Origin of the sequence: Pseudomonas sp. UBA6276 (assembly GCF_002438365.1) — a bacterium.
Lineage (GTDB): Bacteria > Pseudomonadota > Gammaproteobacteria > Pseudomonadales > Pseudomonadaceae > Aquipseudomonas > Aquipseudomonas coleopterorum.
This window is the reverse complement of the sequence record NZ_DJUS01000151.1, coordinates 1-7315: the sequence shown is the minus strand read 5'-3', so window position 1 is coordinate 7315 and position 7315 is coordinate 1. Positions and strand designations below refer to the sequence as shown.

Genomic DNA, 7315 nt, shown 5'->3' with positions numbered 1-7315 from the left:
CTGTAATCAGGCTGTCCACGCCGAAGTCGGCGAGTCTGCGCATCAGCGCAGGCTCGTTGACCGTCCATACCGACACATGCAAACCCTGGCGCTGCGCCTTGAGCAGGCGCTCGGGGGTGCACAGCGTCCAGTTCAGCGCGAGCATTTCGCAGCCATAGCTCTGCGCGACCTTGATCGGATCGAGCCAGGCATATTCGGCCACCAGCCCGCGCGCCACGTCCGGAGTCAATTCCAAGGCCGCGCGCAGCACTTCACGGGAGCTTGAGGTGATGGTGATCCGGTCCAGAAGGTTCATGCGCTGCGCCAGTTCGCGGATGGCCAGAACGGTGGTCGCCGCGCGGGTGCGCGATGCGCTTTTGACTTCCAACTGCCAGTGCTCGAACGGGCACGCCTGGAACAGCTCCTCCAGGCGTGGAATGGGGCAGGGCGACACCCAGCCCGGGCCGCCCTTGCGCGCGTCATAGGTGACCAGCGCCTGGGCATCGTGCTCGACAACCTTGCCGCCGCGCCCGGTGGTGCGCTTGAGGGTCGGGTCATGAATGACCATCAACTCACCGTCTCGGGACAGATGCAGGTCCAGTTCGCATCGACGCACCCCGTGTTCGAGGCACTGATTGAAACTGGCGAGGGTGTTTTCCGGGGCTTCGCCCTTGGCGCCGCGATGGCCGTAGATAAGCGTCACGTTCGCTCCTTGAATGAATAGGTGGGTCAATCGATTGCCGGGGCTTGCCGCTCGCGCGCCTGGCGGCGTTGCAGTTGCTGTCTGTGCAGGATGTAGCGGGCCAGCAGTTGACGCTGGGCATCGCTGATGTCGATGAACTGGGTACCGATCTCGAACTGGTCATCACCCACAGCAGTGCAACTGGTGACGCTTGCCTTGAGCGACAGGCCGAGCGCCTGTGGCATCAGCGCGATGCGCAGGGTCAGGCGCGTGCGCTCGGTCATCGGCTGCTGCTGGAAGAACGCCAGGCCACCTTCGGACAGCACCACCGGACGAGGTTCGCCGATACGCTCCAGCAGGGTCTGCGCGACCAGTTGGCCGAGCAGGTCGATGCGCCGGTTCTGCGCCTTGAGCACAGCCTCCACGGCGCGGTGGGTTTCGCTTAGCTGGCGTAGCAGGTGCTGGGTTTCGAACTCGGCCAGGTGCATTTCACCGAGCAGGTCGAACAGTGGTGACGCATCCTGCAACATGTCTTCACCTGCCGTCTCGACCTCCGGGAGTATGGTGATTTCCAGTGCGATGCGGTCATCGATGCGATAGTATTCGCGGCGATCTTCTTCATCTGATGTCGTCATGACGAACCCGGGGTAGAGGCGATGGTCCGAGTGTAAAGCTGCTCGTCACGCCCTGCCAGCAGGACGTCTCCTCTTTCACCCGAACAAGCCCCGACATGTTCAGACCTCTTTTCGTTTTCATTGGCGCGCGCTACACCCGTGCCAAGCGACGCAATCATTTCGTGTCGTTCATCTCCCTCACCTCGATGATCGGTCTCGCCCTGGGCGTGGTCGTGATGATCGTCGTGCTGTCGGTCATGAACGGCTTTGATCACGAGATGCGTACCCGCGTGCTGGGCATGGTCCCCCACGCTACCGTCGAATCCGGCCAACCCATCGGCGACTGGCCAGCCCTGGCCGCGCAGGTTCGGCAGAATCCGCAGGTGGCGGCGGTCGCGCCGTTCACCCAGATGCAGGGTTTGCTGACCCATGATGGGCAGGTCCAGAAGATTCTGCTCAATGGCATCGATCCTGCCCAGGAGCACAACGTCTCGATCATCGACGCTTTCGTCAAGCAGGGCAGGGTCGATGACCTCAGGCCCGGCGAATTCGGTCTGATGATCGGCGACAAGGCCGCGACCAAGCTGGGCGTCGGTGTCGGCGACAAGGTGACCTTCGTGGCACCGGAAGTCACCGTCACTCCGGCCGGCATGTTCCCGCGCATGAAGCGCTTCACCGTGACCGGCATCTTCCACGTCGGTGCCGGCGAGCTGGACGGCTACCTGGGCCTGGCCAACCTCGAAGACCTGGGCAAGCTGCACCGCTGGAAAGCCGGCGAGGTGCAAGGCTTGCGTCTGAAGTTCGAGGACCTGTTCCAGGCGCCGCGTGTGTCCTGGCAGATCGCCCAGCAGCTGGGCGACCAGACCTACTATGCCCGCGACTGGACCCGCACCCACGGCAATCTCTATCAGGCCATCGGCATGGAAAAAGCCATGATCGGCCTGCTGTTGCTGCTGATCGTCGCCGTGGCCGCGTTCAATATCATTTCCACACTGGTGATGGTGGTCAACGACAAGAAGGGCGACATCGCCATTCTGCGCACCCTGGGCTCGACGCCGGGGCAGATCATGCGCATCTTCATGGTCCAGGGCACGGTGATCGGCGTGGTCGGCACCTTGATCGGCGCCGCTGTCGGCATTCTCGCGGCCTTGAACGTGAGCGCCGCCATTGCCTTGCTGGAAAAGGCCATCGGCCACAAGTTTCTCAACGCCGATGTGTACTTCATCGATTACCTGCCGTCGCAACTCATGGCCAACGATGTGTTCATGGTCTGCGGCGCGGCGTTGGTCCTGAGTTTCCTCGCCACCTTGTATCCGGCCTGGCGCGCTGCGCGTACCCAGCCGGCGGAGGCGTTACGTTATGAGTGAGTCGGGCATGAGTGAACAAGCAGTATTGAGTTGTCGCAACCTGGGCAAGTCCTACGAGGAAGGCCCGGAATCCGTGGTGGTGCTGGACAATCTGCAACTGGAGCTGCACGCCGGTGAGCGAGTGGCCATCGTCGGCAGTTCCGGGTCGGGCAAGAGCACCCTGCTCAACATGCTCGGCGGGCTCGATACGCCCAGCCGCGGCAGTGTCTGGCTGGCCGGGGAAGAACTCTCTGCATTGAACGAGCGGGCCCGTGGCCTGCTGCGCAACCGCGCTCTGGGGTTCGTCTACCAGTTCCACCATCTGTTGCCCGAATTCACCGCGCTGGAAAACGTCTGCATGCCGCTGCTGATCGGCAAGACTGCGATCCCCGAGGCCAGGCAGCGTGCCACCGCGTTGCTGGAGCGTGTCGGCCTGGGCCATCGGTTGCAGCACAAGCCTGCCGAGCTGTCGGGGGGTGAGCGTCAGCGCGTGGCGATTGCCCGTGCCCTGGTGAACACGCCTGGCCTGGTCATGCTCGACGAGCCCACCGGCAACCTCGACCACCACACGGCGCAAGGCATTCAGGACCTGATGCTCGAACTCAGCGTATCGCTGCGCACCGCGTTTCTGGTGGTCACCCACGATCTGAACCTGGCACGACAGATGGACCGCGTGCTGCGCCTGGAAGATGGCCGTCTGGTGCCGATCTAGCTTCTTTTTTCTAACGGGTTACCTCTGCATGTTCAGACCCTTGTCAATCTTCGTCGGCTTGCGCTACACCCGCGCCAAGCGTCGCAAGAACTTCATTTCGTTCATCTCCATGACGTCGATGATCGGCCTTGCCCTGGGCGTGCTCGCGATGATCGTGGTGCTGTCGGTGATGAACGGCTTCCAGCGCGAAATGAGCTCACGCATTCTGGGCATGGTGCCTCATGCCATGATCCAGGGCGTGAAACCGCTGGACGACTGGCGGCCGGTGGCTGCCGCAGCCATGAAAAACCCCGAGGTCCTGGCGGCCGTGCCGTTCACCGAACTCGACGGCATGCTCTCGTACAAGGGCATGATGCAGCCGATCCAGATCAGCGGTGTCGATCCGGCTCGCGAAGGTGAGGTGTCGATCGTCGCCGATCACATCGTCCAGGGGCGTCTGGACGACCTCAAGCCCGGTGAGTTCGGCGTTGTCATCGGCGAGATCACGGCCAGGCGCTTCCGCTTGAACGTGGGCGACAAGATCACCCTCATCGTGCCGGAAGTCAGCACTGCACCCGGTGGCATCACCCCGCGCATGCAGCGCCTCAACGTGGTGGGGGTGTTCAAGGTCGGCGCCGAACTGGACGGCTCCATGGGCCTGATCAACGCGGCGGATGCGGCCGAGATGCAGCGCTGGCAGCCGGGTCAGGTGCAGAGCGTGCGGCTCAAGCTGAAAGACCTGTACACGGCCCCTGAAGTCAGCGCCGCCATCGTCAAGGGCTTGGGCACGGGCTACAGGGCCGACGACTGGACCCACACCCAGGGCAGCCTGTTCAGCGCGATGAAGATGGAGAAGACCATGATCGGGCTGCTGTTGCTGATGATCGTCGCGGTGGCGGCGTTCAACATCATTGCCACCTTGATCATGGTAGTGAACGACAAGGGCGCGGATATCGCCATCCTGCGCACCATCGGCGCCACGCCGCGGCAGATCATGGGCATCTTCATCGTCCAGGGCACGGTGATCGGCGTCGCCGGTACGGTGATCGGGGGCGTGCTGGGCGTGATCGCTGCGATCAACGTCAGCACCATCGTCGGCTGGCTGGAGCGCGTCACTGGGCAGCACATCTTCACCTCGGACGTGTACTTCATCAGCAACCTGCCATCGGAGCTGCAGGCGGGTGATGTCATGCTGATCTGCGGGGCAGGGCTGGCGTTGAGCTTTCTCGCGACCCTCTATCCTGCCTATCGGGCCTCGCAGATCGAGCCTGCGCACGCCTTGCGTTACGAATGAGCCATGGCAACGGTGGCGCGGTCCTGTGACCGCGCCACCGTTGCCATGCAGGGCGGCGGCAAATTCGCTAGACTGATGCCGTTCATTCAGTCAGGTTTATGTCATGCACCCCGCAGCCGAACATTCCCCGCTGGGCAAGTCCAGCGCGTACGTTTCCACCTACACCCCCTCCTTGCTGTTTCCCATTCCTCGCGCCGCGAAATGGGCCGAACTGGGCCTGAGCGCCGACACGCTGCCCTATACGGGTGTGGATGTATGGAACTGCTTCGAGCTTTCCTGGCTGCTGCCTTCGGGCAAACCGGTGGTGGCCATCGGCGAGTTCAGCATTCCGGCAGATTCGCCGAACATCATCGAATCCAAGTCGTTCAAGCTGTACCTGAACTCGTTGAACCAGACGCCGTTCGCCTCGGTGGACGCGCTCGAGAAGGTGCTGGTGCAGGACCTGTCTGGCGCTGCCGGCAAGCCGGTGGGCGTCAAGGTGCGGCGGCTGGAGGAGGTGGAGGCCGAAGGCGTGGTCAGCCTGCCGGGGGTGTGCATCGATGATCTGGATATCACGGTCAGCAGCTACGATCACCCGCAGCCCGAACTGCTGCGTTGCGATCCGGCCAGGATTGTCGAGGAGTCCCTGCACAGCCATCTGATGCGGTCCAACTGCCCGGTCACCAGTCAACCGGACTGGGGCAGTGTGTGTATTACCTACACCGGCGCCGCGCTGGACCACGCCAGCGTGCTGGCCTACCTGGTCAGCTTCCGCCAGCATTCGGATTTCCACGAGCAGTGCGTGGAGCGGATCTTCACTGATCTGCAGCGGCTGCTGCAGCCGCAGAAGCTGACCGTGTACGCCCGCTATGTGCGGCGCGGCGGCCTGGACATCAACCCCTACCGCAGCACCGAAGCACTGGATTTCGCCAACGGTCGACTCGTGCGCCAGTAACGCGGCGATTCAACAGCCGCTGGGAACGGCGGCTGTAGGGGTAACGCGCTCAGATGCCGATGTTGCCGAGGGTCTGGACAATGTTGCGCAACGCGCCGGCTACGCCTGGGTGATCGACTTCGAAGCGCTCCACGGCCAGGTTCACGTTGTCGGCGACCGAATTGTCGGCGGTGGCGTTTTCCAGTTCCATGCGCGCCTTGATCTGTTCCATCAAGGCGCGCATGTCTTCGCGCTCCTCGAGCGACAGCGTCTGGTTCTTGTCCAGTTGCTCGCGCAGTTCATCGAGCTGTTCTTGCAATTCGCGGGCTGGCATGACGTTCTCCTTGAGTGATAGGCACTTACATGGACCGCACCCGGTGCGCAAAGGTCCGTATCGACCCTGTCTGATTCGCGGTTGGCAGGGTTGCGAACCCGTCCGCGAGTGAACTTGAGGGCAAGCCGGAAGTCTGGCATGGGTACGTTCAGAACCTGGCATCCTCCTGCGATCGCAAGTGCACTGCCTAATCGGGTCTGGACGCCTTATACTGGCTCACAAATTTTTGGACGGTCGCCTGCGACCGAATCGTATCTCAAGGAGTAACCTGTATGCGTCTGACCGGTTCAGCTGTGATAGACCGAGTGGCTGGAGCCTGTCTGCTCCTTGGACTTGCTGTGGCCCCCATGGTCGCCCAGGCTGCGGAAGAAGATCCATGGGAGCCAGTCAACCGTGCGATCTTCCGGGTCAACGACACCCTGGACACCTATGCACTCAAGCCTCTGGCTCAGGGCTACCAGTGGATCACCCCGCAGTTTCTGGAAGACGGCATCCATAACGTGTTCAGCAACATCGGCGATGTCGGCAACCTGGCCAACAACGTCATGCAGCTCAAGCCTGCGGCGGCCGGTACCGATACGGCGCGCTTGATCTTCAATACCACCTTCGGCCTGTTCGGCTTCTTCGACGTGGGCACCAAGATGGGCCTGCAGCGCAGCGACGAAGATTTCGGCCAGACCCTGGGATACTGGGGTGTGAGCAGCGGACCCTACGTGGTTCTGCCCCTGCTGGGCCCAAGCACCGTCCGCGATGCGTTCGCCAAGTACCCCGACACCTACACCTCGCCGTACCGCTACATCGACCATGTACCGACCCGCAACACGACACTGGGCGTGAACGTGGTCGATACCCGCGCCAGCCTGCTGTCGGCGGAAAAGCTCATCAACGGCGACAAGTACATCTTCCTGCGCAATGCCTATCTGCAGAACCGCGAGTTCCGCGTCAAAGATGGCCAGGTGGAAGACGATTTTTAATTGTAACCAGGCATGAAAAAGGCGACCCGAGGGTCGCCTTTTTCATGCCCTGCATTCACTCCATGCTGAGCGTATGCAGGCCTATGGTCTGCGCGCCTTCGTGCCCCGAATCTTCCACGCGTATCACTTCTGCCTGAACATTGAGGTCGGTGAGGGTAGGGTGATTCGAGGGCAGATGGACGCTGACCTGATCCCCGACCCGCAACTGGGTGCGGGCTTCCAGCTGCATACCGGTGCTCGAAAGATCCTTGCATACGGCGGGAACTACAACGTCGCCAACCCGAAGGTCGACCTGGGCATCCACGGTCATGCGGATGAAATCACGTTTCTCACTGTAGTCACGATCATTGACGCTCATGGCTTGTCCTTCGATCTGGTTGCTATTATTGACGTTTTTATAACCAAGGGTAATTTGCCGGGCGAGCCGCTCTGGCTCGTGTCGCAACACCCTTGAAACGCTTGCCGGATGGGAGTACCGTCTGCGCCTT

General features: G+C 62.0%; 9 protein-coding genes. 5 read left to right on the top strand and 4 right to left on the bottom strand.

Going from position 1 to position 7315, the window contains the following annotated elements:
* Positions 1-682 (bottom strand): glycerophosphodiester phosphodiesterase (locus tag B2V21_RS17500; RefSeq protein WP_286917530.1); only part of this gene is annotated, 682 nt, incomplete at its 3' end.
* 26 nt (positions 683-708) lie between these two features.
* The gene (locus B2V21_RS17495) at positions 709-1296 is read right to left on the bottom strand and encodes a PilZ domain-containing protein (RefSeq protein WP_286917529.1); all 588 of its coding nucleotides are present in this window, start codon (positions 1294-1296) and stop codon (positions 709-711) included.
* A 95-nt stretch (positions 1297-1391) separates the two neighbouring features.
* Between B2V21_RS17495 and B2V21_RS17490 the strand changes: the two genes are divergently transcribed.
* The 4 genes from B2V21_RS17490 to queF all read left to right on the top strand — a co-directional run bounded on the left by B2V21_RS17490 (position 1392) and on the right by queF (position 5540).
* Positions 1392-2642 (top strand): lipoprotein-releasing ABC transporter permease subunit, encoded by a 1251-nt coding sequence (locus B2V21_RS17490; RefSeq protein WP_049859967.1) that lies wholly within the window; start codon positions 1392-1394, stop codon positions 2640-2642.
* A 7-nt stretch (positions 2643-2649) separates the two neighbouring features.
* Positions 2650-3333 carry a lipoprotein-releasing ABC transporter ATP-binding protein LolD gene (gene lolD, locus B2V21_RS17485; protein WP_192000503.1) on the top strand — a complete coding sequence of 228 codons (684 nt, stop codon included), beginning with the start codon at positions 2650-2652 and terminating at the stop codon, positions 3331-3333.
* A 28-nt stretch (positions 3334-3361) separates the two neighbouring features.
* The gene (locus tag B2V21_RS17480) at positions 3362-4606 is read left to right on the top strand and encodes a lipoprotein-releasing ABC transporter permease subunit (protein WP_286917528.1); all 1245 of its coding nucleotides are present in this window, start codon (positions 3362-3364) and stop codon (positions 4604-4606) included.
* A gap of 103 nt (positions 4607-4709) precedes the next feature.
* A complete protein-coding gene (gene queF / locus B2V21_RS17475) occupies positions 4710-5540 on the top strand; it encodes an NADPH-dependent 7-cyano-7-deazaguanine reductase QueF (protein ID WP_286917527.1) in 831 nt (276 codons plus the stop codon).
* Positions 5541-5589: 49 nt separating this feature from the next.
* On the opposite strand, the gene B2V21_RS17470 is transcribed toward queF, so the two are convergent.
* Complete coding sequence (locus B2V21_RS17470; RefSeq protein ID WP_049859971.1) at positions 5590-5853, bottom strand: DUF4404 family protein; 264 nt, start codon at positions 5851-5853, stop codon at positions 5590-5592.
* 272 nt (positions 5854-6125) lie between these two features.
* On the opposite strand from B2V21_RS17470, the gene B2V21_RS17465 reads away from it, so the two are divergent.
* Positions 6126-6827 carry an MlaA family lipoprotein gene (locus B2V21_RS17465; protein WP_049859972.1) on the top strand — a complete coding sequence of 234 codons (702 nt, stop codon included), beginning with the start codon at positions 6126-6128 and terminating at the stop codon, positions 6825-6827.
* 55 nt (positions 6828-6882) lie between these two features.
* On the opposite strand, the gene B2V21_RS17460 is transcribed toward B2V21_RS17465, so the two are convergent.
* Entirely contained in the window at positions 6883-7185 is a 303-nt protein-coding gene (locus B2V21_RS17460) for a PilZ domain-containing protein (protein WP_082223604.1), read from the bottom strand.
* Between the last annotated feature and the right edge of the window lie 130 nt (positions 7186-7315).